Origin of the sequence: Shewanella sp. AS16 (assembly GCF_021412365.1) — a bacterium.
GTDB lineage: Bacteria > Pseudomonadota > Gammaproteobacteria > Enterobacterales > Shewanellaceae > Shewanella > Shewanella salipaludis.
The window spans coordinates 117,070-142,052 of sequence record NZ_JAKCLK010000006.1 but is presented as its reverse complement, the minus strand read 5'-3'; the positions used below and the strand labels follow the sequence as shown (position 1 = coordinate 142,052).

Sequence of the window (24,983 nt, the reverse complement as noted above, 5' to 3'; positions counted from 1 at the left end):
ATCCGGAACACGTTACCCGATAATTAAAACAAGATAAACATCAATCCAGGGAGAATAACACAGTGAACAGACTCATTTTAACTTGTCTGCTCTGCGCCTTGTCTGTGCCGCAGGTGCGGGCCGAGATAGGGGTGAAGCAGCAATTGGATCTCGGCCGCTACCGCCAGCATGTCAGCACCTTGGCTTCGGACGAGTTCGGTGGCCGCGCGCCCCTGTCAGGGGGAGAAAAGCTGACACTGGACTATCTGAGCCAAGCGTTCAAGGCCATGGGATTGCAACCCGGCTTCGGCGACAGCTATTTGCAGCCGGTACCCATGGCCTCGATACGGGCCGAACAGCAGATGCAGTTGCAGATAGGTGACTTGAGCTTCACTAATGGCAGCGACTTCACCGCCAGAACCGAGCGCATCAGTGACACTGTGACCCTCAAGGACAGCGACCTGGTGTTCGCCGGTTATGGGATCAATGCCCCCGAATATGGCTGGAATGATTACCGGGGGCTGGATGTGAAGGGCAAGACTGTGATAGTGCTGGTGAACGACCCCGGGTTCGCCACTCAGGATCCCCAGGTGTTTAAAGGCAATGCGCTGACCTACTATGGTCGCTGGACCTATAAGTATGAAGAAGCGGCGCGTCAGGGCGCTGCGGCCGTGTTCATAGTGCATGAGACGGCGCCTGCGGCCTATGGCTGGGGGGTCGTCAGGAATGGCAACACAAACGTCAAATTTACCCTAGTGGACGACAAGCAAAACCGCGACAGGCTGGGCGTCATGGGCTGGTTGCAACATGATGCGGCGCAGAAAATTTTCGCCCGGGCCGGGCTGGACTTCGAGGCCCTCAAAACCCGCGCCGCCAAGCCGGGATTCGCTCCTGTAGCGCTGCAGCAGAAGGTCAAGCTGCAGCTCAGGAACCACATAGAGCAGGCTCAATCCTACAATGTATTGGCGCTGCTGCCCGGCAGTGAACGTCCGGACGAAGTGGTGATGCTGCAGGCTCACTGGGATCATCTGGGCACGACGACCGAAGCGGGCAAGACACAGGTATTTAACGGCGCCGTGGATAACGCCAGTGGGGTCGCCGGGGTGCTGGAGTTGGCGCGGATCTTCAAACAGGCGGCCGATCGCAAGCCCTTCAAACGCTCAATTATGTTCAGCAGCTTTACCGCCGAGGAAACCGGGCTGATAGGGGCGCAGTACTTTGCCGCTCATCCCGTGGTACCGACCAAGAATATCGTCGCCTTCCTCAATATAGATGGCATGAATGTCAACGCCGGGGTGGACTACATACTCCAGTACGGTCAGGGCGTCTCAGAAATGGAAGACTATCTGCAACGCTTCGCCTCGGCGCAGCAACGCAGTGTTAAAGCCGATCCCAAGGCGCAGAACGGTTTGATGTTCCGCTCGGATCATTTTGCCCTGGCCCAGCAAGGTGTGCCTGGGCTGTTATTCATGAGCCTGGGGGACACAGATCCCGACTATATCGCCCATAAATACCATAAGGGGGCCGACGATTACGATCCCAGCTGGTCCCTGAAGGGAGTAGAGCAAGATCTGGACTTGATAGGCAATATGCTCGCCGAGCTGGCCAACAACAGGGCGTGGCCCAAGTGGCTAGAGGCATCGGATTTCAAGCAACGCCGGGCTCTGGATGGGCGTTAGGCTAATGGCTTGAAAGAAAAAGGCGCCCTTGGGCGCCTTTTTTGTCTCAACCTTGCCGTCAGTGCGGCCTTAACTCGCTTAGAACCTGTAGCTCAGCGACACCATGGGACCCGTGAAGCTGTAATTGAGGTTGTAGTTGGCAATATTGACCTCGGCATCTGGACGCTGTTGATCGAGTTCGACATCTATCTGGTAGTAGTTGTATGCCACGCTCATATGCCAGTTTTTAGCGATTTCGGCTTCCACCCCGAGTTTGACATCGACCAAACGGCCCTGCATATCGTCGAGGCTGACGTAAAAATACTGTGCCTGGGCATTGAATTGCCAGCCGGGCAGGAATTCGTAGTTGGCGTAGAGGCCGAAGTCGGGCAGCGGCGCTGTGACATGTTCTTCTATTATGCTGGGCATGGCATGGCTGCCACACAGGTTGTTAACCAGGTCCGAACTGGCACAGGCGCCTATGGTGCCTTCGAAGCCGGCCTTGATAAACATGGTATGCAGGCCCACAGAAGCACCGACATTGTAGTTGGTGCCCTGAAGGAAATCGTAGCCATAGCCTAAGGTCGCAATGTCGATATTGAGTGTGGTATGCAGCTTGGCTCCCGCGTTGACTTCATAGACGGTATCATCGATTTCTACCTGAAAGGGCTGGTTCAGGCCCGAGGTATCCGCATCTCTGTGCAGCTGCTTCCAGTCGAAATAGAAATTGTGTCGCTCGTTGAAGTGGTGGTTCAAAGAGACAAAGGGCAGGAATTGGTTTTCGGCTAGCTGGAGATCCGATTCGTAATCCAGGGTGTATTGACTTTTTTGAACCGGGTCATTGACCTGGATACTGGAGTCGGACTGTGAATAGAAACCACCCAGACTGATGCTGGTTTCACTCGCGCTGGCGGCGCCACATAGGGTCAAACTAAAAAAACACAATAGAAAATAATGCTTTACCATCAAACTAGCTCCATAGCCTATAGTTATTATGGTCAAATACTGACTCTGTGTTATGGCGCCTTTCCTTGACGAACCCAGCGAGTGTACCATTTTGTGTCTAAATGTGAATAGATTGTTTCGGTTTGAGTGAAATTTATACCTGGTCGAAGGCAAGCATAAAAAAACGCAGCCCAGGCTGCGTTTTTTAGTCTGCCCCCGGCGCGTGCCGGCGGTTGAGGCTATTCGACCTCTGTGCCGGTCACCTTACGCGTCAATACCCGATTCGAGGTTGTCTCGGGCTCAGTCGCTGCAGGCTGTTTTGGCGCTATGGGATCGCGGTTAAACATGCCCAGGCGGATACGGATAAAGTGCAATATCTGGGCGGCGATATCCACATTCAAACAGGACTCCAGGCCTTCGAATCCGGGTGAGGAGTTGGCCTCACAGATCTTGTAATGGCCGTTATCGAACAGCAGATCTATCCCGGCGACATCCAGATCCAGTATGTTGGCGGTTTGGGTGGCCAACCATTCGATTTCCGGGGTGATCTCGAATGGCCTGGCCGAGCCACCGGCACTGACATTGGCTTTGAAGCTGTCTTCCTGACCGCGGCGCTCATAGCAGCCGGCAACCCGGCCGCCTATGGTGAATACCCGCAAATCCCGGCCATGGCTGTTGGCGATAAACTCCTGCAATATGATGTTGGCGTTCTTGTTGGTCGCCTCTATCAGTTGCATCAAGTCATCGAATTCCCTTGCCCTATGGGAGAGGAAGACCCCGCTGCCCTGGGAGCCGGACAGTGTCTTGATCACCACGGGAAACCCCAGGTGGCGTTCGACCAGGTCTATGTCGACGGGAAACTTGACCAGCATTGTCTTGGGCGTAGGTAAATTCTTCTCGGCCAGCAATTGCTGTGAGAATAACTTGTCTTTCACTATTTCAATTGCCTTGGATGGATTGAGGCAATAGACCCCAAGTCTTTCCAAATGGCGGATGATCGCCAGGGCAAAATAGGTGGTGCCCGAACCCATGCGCGGAATGATAAAGTCGGGCAAGTCGACCGCCTGGCCGTTGAGTAAGATGCTCTTGTTATCCTCCCGGGTGACCGTCAGATCAAACTCTTCCGGGGCATAGACTTCCAACTCTATGTTGTCTGCCTTGGCGGCGGCCAACAAGCGGTTGATTTCATACAATTCAGGTTTCAGCTGAGTCGCGGTCTCTTTATATAAAATCCAACCACGCATTAATCGCAAACCTTAATTTTCATCAGTTATCCTCAGGCTCAGCATCTTGCTGAGCATCGTCTTCAATATCGTATATTGTTTCGCTTTCGGCCTTGCTTGTCGCTGCTGGCACAGTACCCAGCACGGCATAGAAGGGCTTTCCCTGCGCGAGTCTACAATACTTTTGCCAGATCTGCTCTAACAAGCTGGAGGCGGCGAGCTGTCCTTGGGCTACTTGGACAAATTGTGCCTCATCCGGGCAGCAGGGCAGGCGTTTACCCTCGGCAAGCTCTTTGAGTGCCTGGCCGTGAGTTTCCAGCAGCTCGGCTTCCTTGTTGGTAAAATCCCCGCAGCGTTTGAAGCCTTTGGGGAAATTGACGTCGTCATAGAAAGGCTTGTGAGCCACAAAGCCGGTTTGGGTTGAGTGTGGGTATGTTTCGGCACCGGGAGAGCGGGGCGATAGAGACGATGCAGACATGGCAGTCACCTACTAGATTTTGATATACAAAGATTTGCAACTGGAGTATTGGCTAGTATCATTGATTTAGAAATCAAAAAAAATTGCCTCTCTCGGTAAAGAATTTTTATGGATACAGATCTACTCAAGACCTTTCTCGAGGTTTCCCGCACCCGGCATTTCGGTAAGGCGGCGGAGAATCTTTATTTGACCCGCAGTGCCGTCAGTTTCCGGGTGAAACAGCTGGAAGGCATCCTTGGGGTCGAATTGTTTGAGCGCCAACGCAACAATATTCAACCCACGCCGGCGGGGGAACGCATGCTGGGGCATGCCGAGGCGGTATTGACCGCCTGGGAGCGCGCCAAGCAGGACGTGTCCCTGAGTCAGTTGCAATCGACCCAGCTGGCGATAGGCGCCGCCCCCAATATCTGGGATGCCTATCTTCAGGCCTATCTGCAGCCGCTGCACCTGGGCTTGCCAGGGGTTGCCCTGAGAACCGAAATTCTGACGCCGGCTGTGATGACGCGGCAATTGATGGAGCGCACCCTGGACATCGCCATTTCCTTCGACCCCCCCAGTCTCGATGAATTGGAATTGGTGCCTCTGGGCAGGGTGAAGTTGCTGCTGGTGTCGAGTAAGGCCGGGTTGGCGGTGACGGACTTAAGACGTCATGCTTACATCAAGGTGGATTGGGGCACGGCTTTCAACATAGTACACGCCCAGGATTATGCTGACCTGCCGCTGCCGGCCCTGCATACCGGCTCGGCGAGCATAGCCCTGGACTTCGTGTTCAATAATGCCGGCTGTGCCTTCCTGCCGGATCATTTGCTGCAGCCCCATCTCGATAGCGGCGAGCTGCACTTGGTTGCCGGGGCCAACGCCATCCCCAGAACCGTGTACCTGGCGTATTGGCCGCAAAACGAGAGAAGCGTCCAGGTCGCTCAGGCCATCAAGATCCTCAAGGACGATGGCCCGCATAATACCGAGTCCATCACAACAACAAAGGCGCAATCACGATAGCCCAGCAAATGCCGCACAGCAGCAGACTCATGAATACGGCGGCCGAAGCTATGTCTTTGGCCTGACCGCTCAAGGGGTGGATCTCATCACCGACCCGGTCGACCACGGCTTCTATGGCCGAATTCAGCAATTCGACAATCAACACGATAAACAGGGTCAGGATCAGCAGCAAACGCTCCAGGGTGCTGATATCGAGCAGCAGGGCAATGGGTAACATGAACAGGGCCAAGATCAGCTCCTGTCTGAAGGCCGCCTCGTTGACCCAGGCCGATTGCAGACCTTGCATCGAAAAGCCGGTGGCGCGAAAGACGCGTTTAATGCCGTGATTGTTAGCTGGTTTCATAAAATTCCGGAGTTGCTTACTGATAGAATTGCCAGGAATGCCTAGTCGCGATGGCGTTTGTTGTTTTGCGGCGCTAAGCACATGAATGGCCGCAGTATAACATCGGCACCGGCCTGGATAAAACCGTCGGGCCTTGAATAACTGAGTTTGGCCTCCTAGTCTTCATTGGAGCATCTGCAGGACGCAGCAACAGGCCTGGAGGCTAGCATGTCATTCATTGGAGTCGTTACCTTGGTACTGGGGTTGAGCCTCTTGTTGCTCCCCTTGGGCAGCAGCGAACGCGATCTCAGCCGCACCCGCAGCAAACCGCCACTCCAGCTCGCCAGTCAATTCAGCCAGGACATAGTCCCGGCAGAATATCTGGTGAGCGAAAAACTCGATGGCGTCAGAGGCTATTGGACAGGCAGTGAGTTGCTGACCCGCCAGGGTTACCCCATTGCCGCCCCAGCTTGGTTTGTGGCCGATTTCCCCGATTATCCCCTGGATGGGGAGTTGTGGCTGGCGCGGGGCAGCTTCGAGAGCGTCTCTACCCTGGTTCGGCATGGCGGCGCCGATGATGCGCTCTGGCATAGGGTCAGTTTCAGGGTATTCGATCTGCCCGCCTACCCGGCGGCTTTCGCCGAGCGCTACGCCTTCGCCAGGACCCATCTCAACCCAGAGAGCGCTTACCTTAAGCTCATCCCCCAATTTCAGTTGGACAGCATCGCCAGTTTATACGCTAAGTTGGACGCCAGTGTGGCGGCCGGGGCCGAAGGATTGGTCTTGCACAGGAAACGCGCCCCGTATGCGGCGGGGCGCAATCAGGATATGATGAAATTGAAACCCCATTACGATGCCGAAGCCGAGGTGATAGGCTATCGTCCCGGCAAAGGACAGTTCAGCGGCATGATGGGGGCCCTGGTGGTGCGTACTCCAGAGGGGCTGGAATTCAGTCTAGGCATAGGTTTTAATCTTAAGCAAAGGCAACAACCGCCCGCCATTGGCACCCTGGTGACGTATCAATATTCGGGCCTGACCGCCAATGGGCTGCCAAGATTTGCCCGTTTTCTCCGGATACGTTCCGATTAGCACAGGCCTGAGCGGTATTCGGATAATGCATGAATCAAGAGGGTTAAATGAAGTCAATCACATCGGTACTCTTCGTTTGCATGGGCAATATTTGTCGCTCGCCGACGGCCGAGGCACTCTGCCGGGTCAAACTGCAACAGAAGGGGTTAAATCTCAGAATAGATTCTGCCGGTACCCTGGGTTTTCATCGAGGTAATCCGCCGGATCCCCGTGCCGTTGCCGCCGGCGAGAAACGCCACCTGAGTTTCGATGGGATCTTCGCCAGGCAGGTCACTGCCGAAGACTTCGAACAATTCGATTTGATCCTCGCCGCCGATAAGCAGAATCTGGCCGAGCTCATGGCCCTATGCCCGCCGGCCCATAAGGATAAACTGCGTTTGATGCTATCCTACGGCACCCTGGGGATAGGGGAAGTGCCGGATCCCTACTATGGCAGCAGCGACGGCTTTGAAACTGTGCTGGACCTGCTGGATGACAGCCTGGAGAGGCTACTCGAGCAGGTGGCGGCATATTAGCATGGGCAAAGCCGGACCCGGGTCCGGCTCAGGTGTTAATCGTTATGGCGTTTGCCTGAACGTTTCAGTTGTTCCTGTTCCAGCTTGGCTTGTTTTTCGGCCTCTTTCTCGGCCATGATGCGGGCCACTTCTTCCTTCTCGACCTCGGCCATGGCCGGGGTTTCCAGGCTGAGTAAGCCTATCTTGCCCGAGCGGTACTCGTGCAGCAGCAATTCGGATGCCTTATGCAGATCTATGCGGCCACCCGGCCTCAAGGCGCCGCGCTTACGCCCTATGGCTTCGAGTAGTGCCATATCATCCTCGGGCAATTCGCTCAGTTTATAACGTTCACAAATTTCCTTGGGGTAGGCGCTGAGGAAATACTGGGCGGCGAACAGGGCCACATCTTCGTATTCCATGGCGGTATCCTTGATGGCGCCTGTGACCGCCAGACGGTAGCTGCTGGCCTCGTTATCCACTTTGGGCCAGAGGATCCCCGGGGTGTCTGACAGCACTATGCCATTCCTGAGGTTGATGCGCTGCTGGGTCTTGGTGACTGCGGGCTCGTTGCCCGTCTTGGCGATCACGCGTCCCGCCAGGGTGTTGATTATGGTGGACTTGCCCACATTGGGTATGCCCATGATCATGGTGCGTATGTCTTTCTCTACCTTGTCACGATTGGGCACCAGCTTGCGGCAGATATCGGGAATGCGTTTCACCATGGCGGCCTGCAGGGTCGTGATGGCGGTGGCCTTCACCCCTTGTTCCCGCTCCAGGTATTCGATCCACTGGGCCGTGACAGCGGGATCGGCAAGATCCGATTTGTTGAGCAATTTAATGCAGGGTTTGTCGCCCCTGAGCTTGGCCACCATGGGATTTTCGCTGCTGAAGGGGATGCGGGCATCCAGTACCTCGATCACTAAGTCGACCTGAGGCATGGCCTCTTCGATCTCTTTGCGTGCCTTGTGCATGTGTCCCGGATACCACTGAATTGCCATGATGACGCCTTGTCTTAACTGATTGCCAAAGAGGAATATTCTACCTCTTTGGCGGGTAAATTCATAAAAAAAGCGCCCTGGGGCGCTTCTTATCTCTGAGTCTGATTAAATCACACCCAACTCACGCAGTCTTTCCTTCAGGTAACTGTCGGCCGTGTAGCGCTCGGACAATACCACTGATGGATTCGGGTGCAGGAATAACGGCAAGGAGATCCGTGACTTGGTCTTATCTGTACCTTCAGGGTTGATGACCCTGTGTGAGGTCGACGGGAAATAGCCCCCCGAGGCTTCCTGCAGCATGTCACCTATGTTGATGATGATGTTGCCAAAGTCGCTCGGCACATCGAGCCAGGTGCCGTCTTTGGCCTTGACCTGCAGGCCGGGCTCGTTGGCGGCCGGCAGCACTGTCAGCAGGTTGATGTCTTCGTGCGCCGCGGCGCGAATGGCACCCAGCTCTTCATCACCCGTCATAGGCGGGTAATGCAGCACCCGCAACAGGGTTTGCTGACTGTCTTTGATCATATCCGGCAGTGCCATGGAGAAACGTGCCGCCACTTCGGCGGGCGAGTGGGCCTCGACCCAACCCAGCAGCTCAGATGCCAGCGCGTTGGCTTGGGCATAATAGGCCAGGATGTTCTCCCTGAGTGAGTCAGGGATCCTGCCCCAAGGGTAGATATGGAAGTATTCTTTGATGTCTTTAACCGTATTGCCCTTGGCCGTTTCCGACACGGATGCCGGGAAGAAGCCATCCTGGGTCTCGGGTTTGAACAGGAAGTCATGCTTGGCTTCGGATTGGAAGAAGGCATGCCACTCCTGGTAGATGTTTTCCACCAAGGCCTTGTCTATCGGGTGGTTGGACAACACGCCGAACCCGGTTTCCCTCAATGACTCGACAAATTTTGCGGCGCTGTCGGGCGCGCGATAATCGATTGTTTCTAATTTCATCATCTGTGTTCTTATTTTAAGTTAACCCCGCGCCAGTTTAGCCGCGCGCAGATATAAGTGCAAATTTTGCCATTGCCATTGCCATTGCCATCGCCAGCCCGGCTCAGTCGTCCGTGCAGCACTATCTTGGTTTGTCACTGGACAAACCCGGGCGCTTATTTGAATAATGATACGAAATTATCCGCAACGGCGGCGGGTCCTATTGGATCCCAACGGCAGACAAGGTAGCTACAGATGCGCGAATTGACCGATTTTGAGAAATATGTGATCGAAGAGAAGGGGACCGAAAGGCCTTTCTCCGGCGAATATGTCACCCTCGATGCCCCCGGTTTATACCTGTGCAAGAAGTGCGGTGCGCCCTTATACCGCTCCGACAGCAAGTTCAACGCCCACTGTGGCTGGCCGGCGTTCGATGATGAGATCCCGGGGGCCGTGACCCGGCATCCTGACCCGGATGGCAGCCGCACCGAAATCGTCTGCAGCCACTGCCAAGGCCATCTGGGGCATGTATTCGAGGGGGAGTTTCTTACCCCGAAGAATGTCCGTCATTGCGTGAACTCTGTTTCCTTGCTGTTTCAGCCACAGGATGCCGAGCAGCCGCGCTCGGGTGAGCGGTTGGCCACCCTGGGCGGGGGCTGTTTCTGGTGCCTGGAGGCTATCTTTGCCGCGCTCAAGGGGGTTAAGGGAGTGAGATCCGGTTATGCCGGTGGCTTGGCCGAAGAGGCGGATTATCGCACTGTCTGTAGTGGCAGCACAGGGCATGCGGAAGTGGTGCAGATAACCTATGATCCGGCCGAGATCAGTTTCGATACCTTGTTGCAGGTGTTTTTCCAGAGCCATGATCCGACCAGCCTCAATCGCCAGGGCAATGATATCGGCCCTCAGTATCGCTCGGTTATCTTCGCTCACGATGCCGAGCAGATAGACAGTGCCTCGGCCATGATAGAAAAACTGCGACAGGCCGGCCTTTGGGCAGCCCCGATAGTGACAGAGCTGACTGCGTACCAGGCCTTCTATCCGGCGGAGAATTACCATAACGACTACTTTGCTCTGCATGGGGAGCAGCCCTATTGCCAGTTGGTCGTCCGCCCCAAGGTGGAGAAATTCAGGGCCGCCTTTGCAGCCCTGTTGAAACCGGAGTCTTGAAACAGTTGAAATAAGAGTCTTGAAACAAGAGGGTGAAATAGCCCCCGGCCTCTCGGGCCGGGACCTGCCAGCAAGCGCAAAGCAAGCAATAAAACCAGGCAATGAAAGCTAGGCAATGAAAGTTAGGCAATGAAAGCTAGGCAATAAGAATCAGGCAATAAAAAAGCGAGCCAGGCTCGCTTCTTTATTTTCCTGGCCGCAGCCTAGGAATCCAGCTTATCGTCCGCCACCTTATAGTGGGGATCTTCAATCAGGTTCACTTCGACCAGATCGCCTGCGTTGCGCAGCAGTTGCCTGCAATCGCCGCTGAGGTGGCGCAGGTGCAGGCGTTTGCCGGCGGAGACATAACGCTCGGCCAGGGTATCTATGGCTTCCAGTGCCGAGTGATCCGCGACCCGGGAATTGCCGAAGTCGACTATCACATCCTGTGGATCTGTCTTGGCATCGAACAGTTCGAGGAAATTGGCCACAGAACCGAAAAATAACGGCCCGTTGAGGCGATACACCTTCCAGCCCTGGCTGTCTTCGCTGATCTCGACATTGATATGCTTGGCGTGTTCCCAGGCGAACACCAGGGCCGAGACTATCACCCCGACAAACACCGCGAAGGCCAGATCCGTGAACACTGTGACCGTGGTCACCAGCACTATCACGAAGGCATCGTGCTTAGGCACCTTATTCATCACCCTGAAACTGGCCCACTCGAAGGTCCCTATCACTACGATGAACATCACCCCGACCAAGGCGGCCAGGGGGATGATTTCGATGAAGGCCGAGCCGAACAGTATGAAGGTCAACAGGCCGACAGCCGCCGTGATGCCGGACAGGCGGCCACGGCCACCCGAGTTAATGTTGATCATCGACTGGCCTATCATGGCACAGCCACCCATGGCACCGAAAAAGCCGCTGGTGATGTTGCCGACACCCTGGCCTATGCATTCCTTGTTGCTGCGTCCACGGGTGCTGGTCATCTCATCTATCACTGTCAGGGTCAACAGGGATTCTATGAGGCCAACGGCCGCCAGGATACAGGCATAAGGCAGTATTATGTACAGGGTCTGCATGTTGAAGGGCACGCTGGGGATGGCGAAGCTGGGCAGGTTTCCGGCTATGGTGATATTGTCATCGCCGCTCATGGTCTTGAGGAAATCCAGTACGTTGCGGGTATCCAGATCCAGGCCGACGACCAGTGCCGTCACCGTCAATATGGCCACCAGGGAGGAGGGCACGGCCGTGGTGAGCTTGGGCAGGAAATGAATGATGGCCATGGTCAAAGCCACCAGGCCCAACATCAAGAGCAAGGGCTCCTGCGCCATCCATACCAGCTCGCCGGCGGCATCCTTGACCTTAAACTGCCCCAGCTGGGCCAGGAAGATCACTATCGCCAGGCCATTGACGAAACCTATCATCACAGGGTAAGGCACTATGCGGATAAATTTGCCTAGTTTGAAGATACCGGCACAGATCTGGATAAGACCTGCGAGCACCACTGTGGCAAACAGGTATTGCACCCCATGTTCCATCACCAGCGACACCATGACCACGGCCATGGCACCGGTTGCGCCGGAGATCATCCCGGGACGGCCACCTATGAGCGCGGTGATCAGTCCCATGATGAAGGCGGCATAGAGCCCGACCATAGGTTCCACATGGGCAACGAAGGCGAAAGCCACTGCTTCCGGAATGAGTGCGAGTGCAACTGTGAGCCCCGAAAGCACATCGGCTTTGTGGCTGCTGGTTTTATGACGAATGAGATCGAACATTGATCCTCTGTTTTTCATGTTGGGTTGCGGTTCAGGCGGCGGATACTAACAAAAAAACCACTGCGGCTAAACCTTGGACAAAAAAAAAGCCATGCACCAGGCATGGCTTGTTTTCAGGGTGCCGGCTTATGGACGAGCCATATCCGCATCGGCACTGTTGGTGACTTTAGCCTTGGCTTCGGCAGGTTCTGACTCGCTCGGCTCATAGGCACGGCCCTTGGGGGTCTCAACCTGGTCACGGGCATCGACGACCGGCTTGGTGGTGGTCGATGATACCATGGAGCCGAAACGGCTGGTGGCCGGCTTGGCTTTGACCTGGGTCTCAACCACGGGCTTGGGCTCGGCGCTCGCCACGGCTTGCGCAGTCGGCTTGATTGCAGGCTTAGGCATGACAGCAGGTTTGGCCATGGGCGCCGAGGCTTCCGCGGCGACCTTGGCTGCTGTGTTTGTATGCGCTTCGGCCGTTTGCGGTTTTTCGCTCTCGGCTTGAACCTCGGCTTGAACTTCGACTTTGGCCTGTGGCGCGGCGGTTTCACTCACCTGCGCCTCAACAACCTCGGCAACCTCGGCAACCAGCGGCTCCTTGACGCTGACGGCTTCCGCTTCCTGCGTCGTTTGAGCTGTTTCAGCCGTCTGTTCAGCAGCGGCAGGGGCAACAGCTGCCTCTGGTTTCACTTCCTGCTCGACTTCAGGCTTAACCTCAGCTTTCACTTCAGACTTAAGCTCAGGTTCGACGTCCGGCTTAGCCTCTGTGTGACTCACAGCAACGTCAGCCTCTTTGGCTTGGTCGGCAACCGGCGTTTCTGCAACTGGTGTTTCTGCAGCCACAGCGGCCTGGACCGGCTCGGTAGGATTGAGCTGGACCGGGGCTTCCTCATGGGCGGTGAAGGCCGCTTCGCCGTTTTGTCCCTGTTCATCTTCATCACGGCGACGGCGTTGACCGGCGGCGCGCAGATGACGTGGGCTGCGACGACTGCGACGTTGACCTTCTCTGGGTTCACGCTTTCCGCTGTCATCCATGGCTTCTGGCGTTTCTGCGCTATCGTCCGGCTCGGCTTGCGCCTGGCTGGCGATAACATGAGTTTCGCTGTCGGTACTGAGCACCACATCCGGCTGTGACTCAACCACTGTGATGGTCGCGGCCAGCACTTCTTCCACTACGCCGGCGCCTATCTCGCTTGGCGTTTGCGCTTCAGTCTCTTTGCGTGGCTGACGACGTGACTTAGTCGGCTTGCTTTCCTTGGTTTCAACCACAGCTGCGGCGCTGGCAACTTGGGCTTCAACCGCGTCCGCAGCCAGTTCAGGCTTGGTGTCGGGCGTGTTGTGCTCGTTCTCTATGCGAACTTTACGGCGCATGTTGCGGCGCTGACGACGTTCGCGGGCGACTTCCTGCTTGGGAGAGTCTTGCTCGACGTTGGCTTCCGGCGCCGCTTTGGGCGTTGAACGCGGCTTGGCATCGGCCTTAGGCTGACGCTTGGCCTGCTCATCTCTGTCACGTACCGGACGTTCCTGAGAGGCATCGACTTTCTTGGCGGTGCGGCTGCGAGGCTCGCGCGGCTCACGTGTTGCACTGTCCTTGCCTCTGCCTTCCTCGCCGCGTGGACGACGGCTATCGCTACGGCTATCGCTACGGCGATTGCGTCTGTTGGCATTGGCACTCGCCTGTGGCTTGTCGGCCGTCTTGGTTTCAACTTTCTTGGCGGGTGTGCTGCTCTTGCTTTCTTCTGCGCTGAACAGGGCGCCGATGGCAGAGACTAACTTGGCGAAGAGGCCTGGTTGTTGTGGCTGGGCCGCAGGCGTCGCCGCTTCCGGGGCTGCGACCATTTTCTGTGGCTGAGCGAAACCTTTCAGGGCCGGCTCGGGGGCCGCAGTTCTTTCCAGTTTGCGCGGCTCGTACAGCTTGCTTTCGGGGCGTTCGGTACGCTTATAGCTGGACTCTGTGACTTCATCGTCGCTGCGATGACGTACAACCCGATATTCAGGAGTCATCATGTGTGAGTCTGGGATCACATAGACTTCGACGTCATGACGTTGCTCTGTGATGCGGATGGCTTTACGTTTCTCGTTGAGCAGGAAGGCGGCCACATCGACCGGCACTATGGCCTCGATCTGTGAGGTGTTTTCCTTGATGGCTTCTTCTTCCATCAGACGCAGTATCGACAGGGCCAAAGACTCTGTGCTGCGGATGGTGCCTTGGCCATGGCAGCGAGGGCATAAATGTGCTGCCGACTCTTCCAGTGAAGGGCGCAGACGCTGACGTGACATTTCCATCAGACCGAAGCGGGAGATGCGTCCCAGCTGCACTCTGGCTCTGTCGTGGTGTACGGCATCGCGCAGACGATTCTCGACTTCACGTTGGTGACGAACCGGGGTCATGTCGATGAAGTCTATGACCACCAGGCCACCCAAGTCGCGCAGACGCAACTGACGGGCGATCTCATCGGCCGCTTCCAGGTTGGTATTGAGCGCCGTTTCTTCGATGTCGCCGCCCTTGGTGGCACGCGCCGAGTTGATATCGATCGAGGTCAGGGCTTCGGTTGGGTCGATAACGATAGAACCGCCCGAAGGCAGGCGCACTTCACGCTGGAAAGCGGATTCGATTTGTGACTCGATCTGGAAGTGGGTGAATAACGGCACTTCGGCTTCGTAGAGTTTGACGCGGTCGACGAAATCGGGTCTCACCAGGGCGATATGTTGCTTGGCGTCTTCGAAGATGCGTGGATGGTCGATGAGGATCTCGCCCACATCGCGACGCAAATAGTCACGTATGGCACGGACTATGACGTTGCTCTCCTGGTGGATCAGGAAAGGGGCCCCCTTGGTTTCCGAGGCTTCTTTGATCGCCGTCCAGTGGTGCATCAGCACCTTAAGATCCCATTTGAGTTCGGTCGATTCTTTACCCACGCCCGCGGTGCGGACAATCAGGCCCATGCCGGCAGGCACTTCCAGATCGGCCATGGCTTCCTTGAGTTCGGTGCGCTCATCCCCTTCGATGCGACGCGAGATACCGCCGGCGCGCGGGTTATTGGGCATCAATACCAGGTATGAACCGGCAAGGCTGATGAAGGTGGTCAAGGCTGCGCCTTTATTGCCACGTTCTTCCTTGTCTATCTGAACTATGACTTCCTGGCCTTCGCGCACCACTTCTTTGATGTTGGGACGACCCTGGAAAGAATAGCCCTTGGGGAAGTATTCTCTGCCGATTTCTTTCAGTGGCAGGAAGCCATGACGGTCGGCACCATAGTCGACAAAGGCGGCTTCGAGAGAAGGCTCTACGCGGGTGATTTTACCCTTGTAGATGTTGGATTTTTTCTGTTCATGACCTGGGCTTTCGATATCCAGATCATAAAGTTGTTGCCCATCTACCAGGGCGACGCGCAACTCTTCTGATTGAGTTGCATTGATTAACATACGTTTCATGATGACATTATTCTTCTATAAATGGGTCATCAAACAACACTTCTTCGCTGCATTACGGGCCTAATCCTGATAAACACAGCCTCACGGCTGGGGATAGGCAGAAGATGCGCATTGCTGTCCGACGCAATCGCTGCGTGTCGCATCCTATTTATGGCTTATTTTTTAATGATTACAAAAACAAGGAATTCGTTGTAAAACATCAACCAACCCCATAAATTATCTAATTACGTTCCGGTAATGCCCAAATCGAATAGGTTTGTCTGACGACAAGTTAAAATTTACTTCGAAATCGGGTAGGTGTTCTGGGTGGAAACCATCTTAATTTAAGGTTGTTAACTAAGTTTAATCGTAAAAATGTGTTTTTCTATAATTAACTCAAGGTACGATTTGCAAATCAATGAGTTGCTACCTAGTTGAACAGGGTTTCTACGGCGTGAACACCGCTTGAAATGGGGCCTTTGTGAACACTTTATTCACCTATTATCCCCACCGCTGGTGAAATATAGCAATAATCAAAAAATTCGGCAATGGGAAGGCACAATTCTTCTCACTTGTTGTACAATGAGCGCCGTTACTACGAAATGGCGCATCATGAACACAGAATCTACCTCCCCCCAAGTCCAGTTGGTCACCATAGATGAAGACAACGCCGGACAACGCATAGATAATTTTCTGCTGACCAAACTCAAAGGCGTTCCCAAGAGCATGATCTACCGCATCGTGCGCAAGGGTGAGGTCAGGGTCAACAAGAAACGCATCAAGCCGGAATATAAGTTGCAGGACAGGGATATTGTACGTATTCCGCCGGTGCGGGTTGCCGAGCCGGATAACCGTACCGCACCTTCTGCCAACCTGACCAAGGTTTCGCAACTCGAAGACCGTATCTTGCATGAAGATATGCACCTTATCGTGCTCAATAAGCCGGCGGGGATCGCCGTCCATGGTGGCAGCGGGGTGGATTACGGGGTGATAGAAGCGCTGCGGGCGCTCAGGCCACAGCAGAAATTCCTCGAGCTGGTGCACAGATTGGACAAAGACACCTCAGGTGTGTTGCTGATTGCCAAGAAACGCAGCGCCCTCAAACATCTGCATGATCAGCTCAGATATAAGAAGATGCAGAAAGATTATCTGGCCCTGGTCAAGGGCGAGTGGTCGGCGCAGGATAAGGTGGTCAAGGTACCCTTGCTCAAGCTGACCCTCAAATCCGGTGAGCGCATCGTCCGGGTCAATGCCGAAGGCAAGCCGTCCGAGACACGCTACAAGATAATGCAGCGCTATCAGGGCTGCACCTTGGTCAAGGCCAGTCCGGTGACGGGCCGGACCCACCAGATCCGGGTGCATTGCCAGTATACCGGCCATCCCATCGCCTGTGACGATAAGTACAGCGAGCAAGGGTTCGACAACAGCATGCGCAGCCTGGGGCTGAGCCGGTTATTCCTGCATGCCGCCGAGCTGATGTTTACCCATCCCGACTCGGAAGAGATAATGCGGGTCAAGGCACCGCTGGATGACAACCTCGAAGCCCTGCTGACTAAGCTGACCCGGGTCTGACATCGGCATGGGCGAGCAGAGGCCGGGCTACGAGCTGGTGATTTTCGATTGGGATGGCACCCTGATGGATTCCGTCGGCAAGATAGTCGCCTGCATGGCGCGGCTCGCCCGGGAGCTCGCCAGGCCTGTGCCGAGTGAGGCCGCCATCCGAGATATCATAGGCCTGTCCATGACCAAGGCGCTGGCGCAGCTGTTCCCGCACGAGACGCCTCAGGTCTATCGGCAGATGCAAGCCTGCTTCCGGCAGCATTATCTCGAGTTGGATACCACTCCCAGCCCGCTCTTCGAGGGCAGCAGGGACTTGCTGGTGCAACTCAAGGCGCGGGGATACCGACTGGCGATCGCCACAGGGAAAGGGCGGCAGGGACTCGAGCGTGTGCTGCAGGAGACTGGCCTGGGCGAGTATTTCGATGCCAGTCGCTGCGCCGATGAAGCCGAGAGCAAACCCCACCCACAGATGCTGCAGCAGTTGTTGCACCAGCTGCGGCTCGGGCCCGAGCAGGCGATCATGGTCGGGGATTCTGTGCATGACCTCTTCATGGCCAAAAACGCCGGCATGGACGCCATAGGGGTCAGCTACGGAGCCCACAGCGCAGTTCAGTTACGCGGCGCCGCCCCCAAAGCCATCATAGACACGGCCGAGGAGCTGCTTGCGCACCTGTAGCTGTGCGCCTGTGGTTTCCGTCTTAGCTATACCTTATACCCTTAATCCCTTACTCAAATCCGTTCATCGTCCCCGAGCACGTCCAGCCCCTGGCTGAGCAACATCTGCGTCAGCAAAATCAACGGCAAGCCAACCAGGGTATTGGGGTCCCGGCCTTCGAGGCGGGAAAACAGGGCTATGCCCAGACCTTCGCTCTTGAAGCTGCCGGCGCAGTAGTAGGGCGCTTCCCGGCGAACATAATTTTGGATCTGCGCCTGGGTCAGAGTCCTGAAATGAACAGTGAAAGGCTCGACCTCGGCGGTCATGGTGTCTGTGGCCCCGTTGTAGAGTGCCAGTCCGGTATAAAAGGTGATGGCCTTGCCGGATGCCTGGGTGAGCTGGGCGACGGCGGTGGCGAAGTTGAGCGGCTTGCCGGTGATCTCACCTTCGATAACCGCCACCTGATCCGAGCCTATCACGAGTGCACCCGGGTGCATCCTGGCGCCGGCCCTTGCCTTGGCCTGGGCCAAACGCAGCACCAGGGCCTCGGGGCCTTCGCCCGGCAAAGGGCTCTCGTCGACCTCAGGGCTGCAGCTGCCGAAGGGCAGTTGCAGCTTGTCCAGCAATTGTTTTCGATATTCCGAGGTAGAGGCTAAAATAAGATCTGCTGTCATTGGGTAACCCAAGGGGGAATAGAATGTGAGCCTATTGTACCTGTGGCGGCTTTTATGTCATCCGGGAATGACTCGGATGCCCCCGGAACGCATTCATTTGCGCGAATGCGGCTATTTTAGCCTGCTAATGCTTGTGGAACCCGGGGCGCTTGGGTAAAATTTCGCTTCCGTCAATTTCAATGTCGGGGTCAGGAAAGGGTCTGTAGCGCAAACTGCAACCCAGGCATCATTTTTTCTTTGACTCTGGCGTTTTCAAACTATAATATGCGCGCCTTATGCAAACAGTAAAGATACCGGTTTCAATTGATCCTTTTCGCACTGCCGCGAGTCGACTCACCTATCAGGGGGTTGTTCCCGGTCAGCAGCTGAAGCGATTAAATGAGTTATGTGCCGGCGACTGTTCCGATGTGACAGTGTCGTTGGAATGTGGCGTAGATTTACAGGGGATAGTCTACCTGAAAGGGAAGGCTGTGACGGAGCTCACTCTGATATGTCAACGTTGCATGACGCTTTATACCACAGAGGTTACGGTCGACTTCTGCTTTAGTCCGTGTCGGACGCCGGCAGAAATCGATGAGCTCCCGGATGCGTATGACCCGATTGAGTGCAATGAAATTGGCGAAATACGTCTACATCAATTGATCGAAGATGAATTGATAGTCGCCATGCCCATCATCCCTATGCATGAAGGTACTGATTGCAATAAGGGATCGAAGGATGTGGTTGTAGGCGAGATCGAATCCGCTCAAGAGGAGCGTCCAAATCCGTTTGCAGTGTTAGAAAAACTGAAGAGCAAGTAATCTAGGAGACAGGGCCCATGGCTGTACAACAGAATAAAAAATCTCGTTCAAAGCGCGGAATGCGCCGTTCACATGACGCACTGGGCACAGCTCAGTTGTCTGTAGACGCTACCAGCGGTGAATTACATTTGCGTCACAACGTGACTGCCGATGGTTTCTATCGCGGTAAAAAGGTTATCAACAAGTAATTTGTTGGTTTCCTAATGACGAGTCTGACGCTTGCGTTGGATGCGATGGGCGGCGATCATGGCCCCCACGTCACAGTGCCTGCAGCCTTGCGGGCACTAAAATTACATCCTTCTCTCAATATCATTTTGGTCGGTGACAAGGCCCAAATCGATATCCATCTGCAATCTGCAGAAGCCGCTTTACTCTCCCGTTTAGAGATACTTCACACCACAGAAGTGGTGAAGATGTGCGATCGTCCGGTACATGCATTGCGTTCACGCAAGAACAGCTCCATGCGGCTCGCCATAGAATTGGTGCGTGACGACAAGGCCCAGGCCTGTGTCAGTGCCGGTAATACGGGTGCCTTGATGGCCATGGCGAAAGTGTTGCTGAAAACCTTACCAGGTATCGACAGGCCCGCCCTGGTGACCTGTTTGCCGACCGTGACCCGCAAGCCAGTGTATTTGCTGGATTTGGGGGCCAATATCTCCTGCGACTCAGAAACCTTATTTCAGTTTGCCGTCATGGGATCTGTCCTGTGTGAAGCGGTAGAGAAGACGTCACGCCCTAAGGTGGCGTTACTGAACATAGGCATAGAGGAGATCAAGGGCAACGATCAGGTGCAGCAGGCCGGGCAGTTATTACAACATACGGATAGGCTCAACTACACTGGTTTTATCGAGGGCGATGAGATCTACAGTGGCAATGTCGATGTGATCGTCTGTGATGGCTTCGTCGGCAACATCACGCTCAAGACATCCGAAGGCATAGCCAAGTTACTGGTGGATAGGCTCAAGCAAGGTTTGACCCAAGGTTTTTTTGTACGTTTTCTGGCTAAAATCATCGCCCCGCGCATTCAGGCGGTACTGAGCCAGATGAACCCCGACCACTACAATGGCGCAAGTCTGATAGGATTGCGCGGAATAGTAGTAAAAAGCCATGGAAACGCAGACGCGACTGCCTATTTACAAGCGATTAGTTTGGCAGTAACCGAAGCGCAACGTCGACTCCCTGAAATGATAAAAGATCGTTTGGAGTCGATTCTTTTAGATATCAATAGCTGACTCTTCCTTATGCATACAAAAATTCTCGGAACCGGCAGTTACCTGCCGGTGCAGGTACGTAGCAATCAAGATCTGGAAAAAATGGTGGAAACCACAGATCAGTGGATTGTTGAACGCACCGGGATCTCGGAGCGTCGCATTGCGGCCACTGAAGAAACCGTTTCGACCATGGGTTACAGGGCGGCAGTCAACGCCCTTGAAATGGCCAACATAGAAGCAGCCGACTTAGATATGATCATCTGCGGCACCACCAGTGCCAGCAATGCATTCCCGGCCGCCGCCTGTGAAATACAAACCTTGCTCGGCATTCATACTATCCCAGCCTTCGATATTGCCGCCGCCTGTTCGGGCTTCGTTTATGCCTTATCCGTTGCCGATCAATTTATCAAAGCCGGAACGGCGAAAAAAATCCTGGTGATAGGCGCAGACGTGTTATCACGCCTCTGTGAGCCGGAAGACAGATCGACCATCATCTTGTTTGGTGACGGCGCCGGCGCCGTGGTGGTTGGGGCCAGTGAGACCCCGGGGATCTTATCTACCCACATCTACGCCGATGGTCGCCAGGGAGACCTGCTCAAGTGCGCCTTGCCGCCGCGAGGGGAGCAGCCCACAGATATTTCCGGTTATATGACAATGAAAGGCAACGAAGTCTTCAAGGTGGCTGTTACTCAGTTATCCCACGTGGTGACTGAAACCTTAAGGCTCAATAACATAGATAAGTCGGAGATCGACTGGCTGGTGCCACATCAGGCGAATTTCCGTATCATCAATGCCACGGCCAAGAAGCTCGACATGAGCCTGGATAAGGTGGTATTGACCCTGGCCAAACACGGCAACACCTCGGCGGCCTCCGTGCCTATCGCCTTGGATGAAGCCGTCAGGGATGGCCGCATTCAGCGGGGGCAATTATTGTTGCTGGAAGCCTTCGGTGCCGGTTTTGCCTGGGGCAGCGCGCTGATCCGCTTTTAACCCTGCGGCCCGAGGCTGCCGATCGCCGAGTGTGGTTAACCGGCGGGCATCCATCGCCGGCAGCTAACGTTTCGGGCCGCCGTTTGATAGACAAATAAATAGGTATAAATATTATGGAAAATGTTGCTTTCGTGTTCCCTGGTCAAGGCTCTCAGGCCGTCGGCATGTTGGCCGAGTTGGGCGCAACACATGAGGTCGTTACCCAGACATTCGCCGAGGCCAGCGAGGCTTTGGGCTATGATCTATGGGCCCTGGTACAAGATGGTCCGGCGGAAACGCTCAATGAAACCGATAAGACCCAACCTGCATTATTGGCGGCCAGCGTCGCCATCTGGCGGGCTTATCTGGCCACAGGCAAGGCGCTGCCAAACGTCTTGGCGGGTCATAGTCTGGGCGAGTATTCGGCGCTGGTGTGTGCCGGTGTGATAGATTTTAAGGCAGCTATCAAGCTCGTCGAGCTGCGTGGCCAACTGATGCAGCAGGCGGTACCTGCGGGTACGGGTGCCATGTATGCCATCATTGGCCTGGATGATGCGGCCATTGCCGCGGCCTGTGAAACGGCGTCCGAGGGTGAGGTCGTCAGTCCGGTGAATTTCAACAGCCCAGGGCAGGTCGTTATCGCGGGTCAGAAAGAGGCGGTTGAGCGCGCGGCCGTTGCCTGCAAGGCCGCAGGTGCCAAGATGGCGGTGGCGTTGCCCGTCAGCGTGCCATCCCACTGTGCCCTGATGAAGCCGGCGGCAGACAAGTTGGCTCAGGCGCTGGAAAACATCGTATTTTCAAGCCCTAGCATAAGAGTGATCAACAACGTCGATGTGGCTTCGCCTGCCTCGGCGGCAGAGATTAAAGATGCTTTGGTACGCCAATTGTATTGTCCGGTTCGCTGGAGCGAGACGGTAGAGAAGATGGCGGCAGAAGGCATCAGCCAGTTAGTCGAATGTGGTCCAGGCAAGGTATTGACTGGGTTGACCAAGAGAATCAATAAATCTGTGTCAGCGCAAGCAGTGAACGATACTGCATCTTTCGCCGCGCTGACCGCATAAGGAGTTTGTATGAGTGTTAACCTGAATTTGAACGGTAAAGTGGCCCTGGTCACGGGCGCCAGCCGCGGGATCGGCCGGGCCATCGCCGAGACGTTAGTCCAGGCCGGTGCCCTGGTAATAGGCACTGCGACCAGTGAGCGCGGTGCCGCGGCCATTCAGGACTATCTGGGTGATAAAGGTTTTGGTTTGGTCCTTAATGTGACCGACGGTCAGTCGGTGAGCGATTTATTCGCCCAGATCAAAGAAAAAGCCGGGGATGTTGATATTCTGGTCAACAACGCAGGTATTACCCGCGATAATTTGCTGATGCGCATGAAAGATGATGAATGGCAGGATATCATAGACACTAACCTGACATCCTTGTTCCGTTTGTCCAAGCCTGTGATGCGCACCATGATGAAGAAACGCTTCGGTCGTATTATCAATATTGGCTCTGTCGTAGGCACCATGGGCAATGCAGGGCAGGTGAACTACTCTGCGGCCAAGGCCGGCTTGATCGGATTTACAAAATCTCTTGCCAGAGAGGTTGCATCTCGGCAAATTACGGTTAATGCTATTGCTCCTGGATTTATCCAGACAGACATGACGGATGAGCTGACCGAAGAACAGCAACAAGCTATCATGTCTCAAGTTCCGATGGAACGTTTAGGGCAAGCGCAAGAAATTGCTAACGCTGTGCTTTTTTTGGCCTCGGACTCTGCCGCTTACATCACAGGGGAAACCTTGCATGTGAATGGCGGCATGTACATGGTTTAAGGGCGAATGGCAGGGAATCTGTCGCAATTGAGTTGTGATTTTCATTGGGATGCAAGCCAAATTTCGTGGTTAGACCACAAAAACTAAGCTTGCATTGTCAGTAGAATCGAATAAACTACTCGCAATCTTACGCAAGTGCGTAATTTGAATAGGAAAGAAAACTAATGAGCAACATCGAAGAACGTGTAAAGAAAATCATTATTGAGCAACTGGGCGTTAAAGAAGAAGACGTTAAACCAGCGGCCTCTTTTGTTGACGATTTGGGTGCAGATTCTCTGGACACTGTTGAATTGGTTATGGCTCTGGAAGAAGAGTTTGATACCGAGATCCCTGATGAAGAAGCTGAAAAGATCACTACTGTTCAAGCAGCGATCGATTACGTTTCCAAGAATCAGTAATCCAGAATTCTAGAAAACAGGCGGCAATTTATGCCGCCTGTTTTTGTTTTAAGCCCGTCAATTTCTGCAGTTGTTTTCTTCAAAGTGTCTGACATTTTTGAGCCTTTCTCGTTTCAGATGCTCGTCGTGGGTTGGCGGATCATTTGTGATAGACATATCATTAGCTTCTATCATGGTTCACACATTTTTTGCATATTAAGGTGAATAACGTGTCTAAACGTCGTGTAGTCATAACTGGTTTAGGATTGGTCACTCCGGTAGGCAATACCGTGGATGCTTCGTGGAAGGCCTTGCTTGCGGGTAAGAGCGGCATAGCGCCCATCACCAAATTTGATGCCAGTGAATTTTCGACCCGTTTCAGTGGTTCAGTGAAAGACTTCGATGTCGAACAATACCTGACCAAGAAAGATGCCCGCAAGATGGATCTCTTCATCCAATACGGCATGGCGGCCGGCATCCAGGCTATCCAGGATTCGGGTCTGGACATGAGCAAGGAAGATCCCAGTCGCGTCGGCACCGCCATAGGCGCCGGTATGGGCGGCATGGGCTTGATTGAACAGAATCATAGCGCGCTGCTCAACGGCGGCCCGCGCAAGGTATCCCCCTTTTTCGTTCCCAGCACCATCATCAACATGATCGCCGGTCATCTGTCCATCATGTATGGCATGACTGGGCCTAACTTTGCCGTGACCACCGCCTGTACTACAGGGGTACACAACATAGGCTTCGCGGCCCGCAGCATCGCCTATGGCGACGCCGACGTGATGGTTGCCGGCGGCGCCGAAGATGTCACTACCCCATTGGGGGTTGCAGGTTTCGGCGCCGCCAAGGCGCTGTCGACCCGCAATGAGGATCCTGCGGCCGCCAGTCGTCCCTGGGATAGAGACAGGGATGGCTTTGTCATAGGCGATGGTGCTGGCGTCATGGTGGTGGAAGAGTATGAACATGCCAAGGCCCGCGGTGCCACCATCTATGGTGAGTTGGTCGGTTTCGGCATGAGCGGCGATGCCTTTCATATGACATCGCCACCGAGCGACGGTGCGGGTGCGGCCTCGGCCATGGTCAATGCGATAAAGGATGCGCAATTGGCCCGTGAGCAGATTGGCTATATCAATGCGCACGGCACTTCGACCCCGGCCGGTGACAAGGCCGAAGCGGCGGCGGTGAAGTCTGTGTTTGGCGCCCACGCCTATGACGTGCTGGTGAGCTCGACCAAGTCCATGACAGGGCATCTGCTCGGTGCAGCGGGTTCGGTCGAAGCCATCATCACCCTGTTGGCGCTCAGGGATCAGGCAGTGCCGCCGACCATCAACCTGGACAACCCGGATGAAGGCTGTGATCTGGACTTTGTTGCCCACACCGCCAGAGACGTGAAGCTGGAGTATGCCCTGTGTAACTCCTTCGGTTTTGGTGGCACCAACGGCTCGCTGTTATTTAAAAAAATCTGATAGCAGCAACCAA

General features: G+C 54.9%; 23 protein-coding genes and 1 pseudogene. 15 read left to right on the top strand and 9 right to left on the bottom strand.

Going from position 1 to position 24,983, the window contains the following annotated elements; translation table 11 throughout:
* Positions 1-62 precede the first annotated feature (62 nt).
* A complete protein-coding gene (locus tag LZP73_RS15095; RefSeq protein ID WP_442800749.1) occupies positions 63-1,658 on the top strand; it encodes a M28 family metallopeptidase in 1,596 nt (531 codons plus the stop codon).
* 78 nt (positions 1,659-1,736) lie between these two features.
* Here the strand turns inward: LZP73_RS15095 and LZP73_RS15090 are convergent, their stop codons facing one another.
* From LZP73_RS15090 to LZP73_RS15080, 3 genes are all read right to left on the bottom strand, one after another.
* On the bottom strand, positions 1,737-2,603 hold the full coding sequence (locus tag LZP73_RS15090; protein WP_234235812.1) for a DUF481 domain-containing protein: 867 nt from the start codon (positions 2,601-2,603) through the stop codon (positions 1,737-1,739).
* 218 nt (positions 2,604-2,821) lie between these two features.
* Positions 2,822-3,826: an ATP-grasp domain-containing protein gene (locus LZP73_RS15085; RefSeq protein ID WP_234235811.1), complete on the bottom strand. Its 1,005-nt coding sequence runs from the start codon at positions 3,824-3,826 to the stop codon at positions 2,822-2,824.
* A 22-nt stretch (positions 3,827-3,848) separates the two neighbouring features.
* Positions 3,849-4,283 (bottom strand): DUF413 domain-containing protein, encoded by a 435-nt coding sequence (locus LZP73_RS15080; RefSeq protein ID WP_234235810.1) that lies wholly within the window; start codon positions 4,281-4,283, stop codon positions 3,849-3,851.
* 108 nt (positions 4,284-4,391) lie between these two features.
* Between LZP73_RS15080 and LZP73_RS15075 the strand changes: the two genes are divergently transcribed.
* Positions 4,392-5,282, top strand: a complete 891-nt coding sequence (locus tag LZP73_RS15075) for a LysR substrate-binding domain-containing protein (protein ID WP_234235809.1) — start codon at positions 4,392-4,394, stop codon at positions 5,280-5,282.
* On the opposite strand, the gene LZP73_RS15070 is transcribed toward LZP73_RS15075, so the two are convergent.
* The gene (locus tag LZP73_RS15070; RefSeq protein WP_234235808.1) at positions 5,254-5,625 is read right to left on the bottom strand and encodes a diacylglycerol kinase; all 372 of its coding nucleotides are present in this window, start codon (positions 5,623-5,625) and stop codon (positions 5,254-5,256) included. The two genes, LZP73_RS15075 and LZP73_RS15070, sit on opposite strands and share 29 nt — an antisense overlap.
* A gap of 207 nt (positions 5,626-5,832) precedes the next feature.
* Here LZP73_RS15070 and LZP73_RS15065 point away from each other — a divergent pair, with 207 nt between their 5' ends.
* Both LZP73_RS15065 and LZP73_RS15060 read left to right on the top strand, forming a co-directional pair.
* On the top strand, positions 5,833-6,693 hold the full coding sequence (locus tag LZP73_RS15065; RefSeq protein WP_234235807.1) for a DNA ligase: 861 nt from the start codon (positions 5,833-5,835) through the stop codon (positions 6,691-6,693).
* A 47-nt stretch (positions 6,694-6,740) separates the two neighbouring features.
* Entirely contained in the window at positions 6,741-7,208 is a 468-nt protein-coding gene (locus LZP73_RS15060) for a low molecular weight protein-tyrosine-phosphatase (protein WP_234235806.1), read from the top strand.
* Between the two features lie 35 nt (positions 7,209-7,243).
* Here LZP73_RS15060 and ylqF read toward each other — a convergent pair whose 3' ends face one another.
* Entirely contained in the window at positions 7,244-8,185 is a 942-nt protein-coding gene (ylqF, locus tag LZP73_RS15055) for a ribosome biogenesis GTPase YlqF (protein ID WP_234235805.1), read from the bottom strand.
* Between the two features lie 105 nt (positions 8,186-8,290).
* Entirely contained in the window at positions 8,291-9,130 is an 840-nt protein-coding gene (locus LZP73_RS15050; RefSeq protein ID WP_234235832.1) for an isopenicillin N synthase family dioxygenase, read from the bottom strand.
* A 234-nt stretch (positions 9,131-9,364) separates the two neighbouring features.
* Here LZP73_RS15050 and LZP73_RS15045 point away from each other — a divergent pair, with 234 nt between their 5' ends.
* On the top strand, positions 9,365-10,276 hold the full coding sequence (locus tag LZP73_RS15045) for a bifunctional methionine sulfoxide reductase B/A protein (protein WP_234235804.1): 912 nt from the start codon (positions 9,365-9,367) through the stop codon (positions 10,274-10,276).
* Positions 10,277-10,479: 203 nt separating this feature from the next.
* Here the strand turns inward: LZP73_RS15045 and LZP73_RS15040 are convergent, their stop codons facing one another.
* The gene (locus tag LZP73_RS15040; protein ID WP_234235803.1) at positions 10,480-12,039 is read right to left on the bottom strand and encodes a SulP family inorganic anion transporter; all 1,560 of its coding nucleotides are present in this window, start codon (positions 12,037-12,039) and stop codon (positions 10,480-10,482) included.
* A 126-nt stretch (positions 12,040-12,165) separates the two neighbouring features.
* Positions 12,166-15,499, bottom strand: a pseudogene (rne, locus tag LZP73_RS15035) (ribonuclease E).
* A 551-nt stretch (positions 15,500-16,050) separates the two neighbouring features.
* Here rne and rluC point away from each other — a divergent pair.
* Together rluC and LZP73_RS15025 are read left to right on the top strand one after the other, a co-directional pair.
* On the top strand, positions 16,051-17,010 hold the full coding sequence (gene rluC, locus LZP73_RS15030) for a 23S rRNA pseudouridine(955/2504/2580) synthase RluC (RefSeq protein ID WP_234235801.1): 960 nt from the start codon (positions 16,051-16,053) through the stop codon (positions 17,008-17,010).
* Between the two features lie 7 nt (positions 17,011-17,017).
* A complete protein-coding gene (locus tag LZP73_RS15025; protein ID WP_234235800.1) occupies positions 17,018-17,674 on the top strand; it encodes an HAD family hydrolase in 657 nt (218 codons plus the stop codon).
* Positions 17,675-17,727: 53 nt separating this feature from the next.
* On the opposite strand, the gene LZP73_RS15020 is transcribed toward LZP73_RS15025, so the two are convergent.
* On the bottom strand, positions 17,728-18,327 hold the full coding sequence (locus tag LZP73_RS15020; protein WP_234235799.1) for a Maf family protein: 600 nt from the start codon (positions 18,325-18,327) through the stop codon (positions 17,728-17,730).
* 275 nt (positions 18,328-18,602) lie between these two features.
* Between LZP73_RS15020 and yceD the strand changes: the two genes are divergently transcribed.
* The 8 genes from yceD to fabF all read left to right on the top strand — a co-directional run bounded on the left by yceD (position 18,603) and on the right by fabF (position 24,970).
* Positions 18,603-19,127: a 23S rRNA accumulation protein YceD gene (yceD, locus tag LZP73_RS15015; protein ID WP_169562353.1), complete on the top strand. Its 525-nt coding sequence runs from the start codon at positions 18,603-18,605 to the stop codon at positions 19,125-19,127.
* Positions 19,128-19,144: 17 nt separating this feature from the next.
* Positions 19,145-19,315, top strand: a complete 171-nt coding sequence (gene rpmF, locus LZP73_RS15010; RefSeq protein WP_153663821.1) for a 50S ribosomal protein L32 — start codon at positions 19,145-19,147, stop codon at positions 19,313-19,315.
* A gap of 15 nt (positions 19,316-19,330) precedes the next feature.
* Positions 19,331-20,359 (top strand): phosphate acyltransferase PlsX, encoded by a 1,029-nt coding sequence (gene plsX, locus LZP73_RS15005; RefSeq protein ID WP_234235798.1) that lies wholly within the window; start codon positions 19,331-19,333, stop codon positions 20,357-20,359.
* Between the two features lie 9 nt (positions 20,360-20,368).
* A complete protein-coding gene (locus LZP73_RS15000) occupies positions 20,369-21,328 on the top strand; it encodes a beta-ketoacyl-ACP synthase III (protein ID WP_234235797.1) in 960 nt (319 codons plus the stop codon).
* A gap of 113 nt (positions 21,329-21,441) precedes the next feature.
* Positions 21,442-22,368, top strand: coding sequence for an ACP S-malonyltransferase (gene fabD, locus LZP73_RS14995; RefSeq protein WP_234235796.1), 927 nt, complete (start codon positions 21,442-21,444; stop codon positions 22,366-22,368).
* Positions 22,369-22,377: 9 nt separating this feature from the next.
* Positions 22,378-23,124, top strand: a complete 747-nt coding sequence (fabG, locus tag LZP73_RS14990) for a 3-oxoacyl-ACP reductase FabG (protein ID WP_234235795.1) — start codon at positions 22,378-22,380, stop codon at positions 23,122-23,124.
* A 164-nt stretch (positions 23,125-23,288) separates the two neighbouring features.
* Entirely contained in the window at positions 23,289-23,522 is a 234-nt protein-coding gene (gene acpP / locus LZP73_RS14985; RefSeq protein WP_011865403.1) for an acyl carrier protein, read from the top strand.
* A 209-nt stretch (positions 23,523-23,731) separates the two neighbouring features.
* Entirely contained in the window at positions 23,732-24,970 is a 1,239-nt protein-coding gene (gene fabF / locus LZP73_RS14980) for a beta-ketoacyl-ACP synthase II (RefSeq protein WP_234235794.1), read from the top strand.
* Positions 24,971-24,983: the final 13 nt, after the last annotated feature.